This is a genomic window from Maribellus luteus (assembly GCF_003576475.1).
Classification (GTDB): domain Bacteria; phylum Bacteroidota; class Bacteroidia; order Bacteroidales; family Prolixibacteraceae; genus Draconibacterium; species Draconibacterium luteum.
Genome location: NZ_QWGR01000071.1, coordinates 1 through 776, shown reverse-complemented (window position 1 = coordinate 776; position 776 = coordinate 1). Strand labels below are relative to the sequence as shown.

Sequence of the window (776 nt, the reverse complement as noted above, 5' to 3'; positions counted from 1 at the left end):
TGATCGCACTTGGCTACACCATGGTCTACGGTATTCTCGGCATCATCAACTTCGCCCACGGCGATGTTCTGATGGTCGGTGCAATGTCTGCCCTGACTGCCATCAACTTCCTCCAGAAATATTTCCCCAATCTGCCTGACTGGCTCACGCTGGTGTTCGCCTTACTGTTTGCGATGCCGGTCTGCGCCATCGTGGCGTACACCATCGAACGTGTCGCCTACCGGCCGCTGCGCAACGCGCCGCGCCTGGCGCCGCTGATCACGGCGATCGGCGTGTCGATCGTGCTGCAGACGCTGGCGATGATGATCTGGTCGCGCAACCCGCTGACCTTCCCGCAACTGCTGCCCTCGAACCCGATTGATATCGGCTCCACGGGCGCGACCATCACGGGCAAGGAAATCGTCATCATCTTGGTGTCGATCCTGGTGATGGTCGGCCTGATCCTGCTGGTCAACCGCACCAAGCTCGGCCGCGCAATGCGTGCGACCGCCGAGAACCAGCGTGTGGCCGGCCTGATGGGCGTCAACCCGAACTTCGTGATCTCCGCCACCTTCATGATCGGTGCGGCCATGGCTGCGGTTGCCGGCGTAATGATGGCGACCAACTACGGCAACGCCCACTTCTACATGGGCTTCATCCCCGGCCTGAAGGCGTTTACCGCCGCGGTGCTGGGCGGCATCGGCAACCTGGCCGGCGCCATGGTCGGCGGCATGCTGCTGGGCCTGATCGAAGCACTGGGTGCCGGTTACATCGGCGATCTGACTGGCGGTGTGTTC

Annotated in this window: 1 protein-coding gene; it reads left to right on the top strand. The window is 62.5% G+C overall.

Annotated elements, in window-relative coordinates; genetic code table 11:
* Nucleotides 1-776, top strand: a 776-nt coding sequence (locus D1614_RS27970; protein WP_147384379.1) for a branched-chain amino acid ABC transporter permease, incomplete at both ends; no start/stop codon positions are given.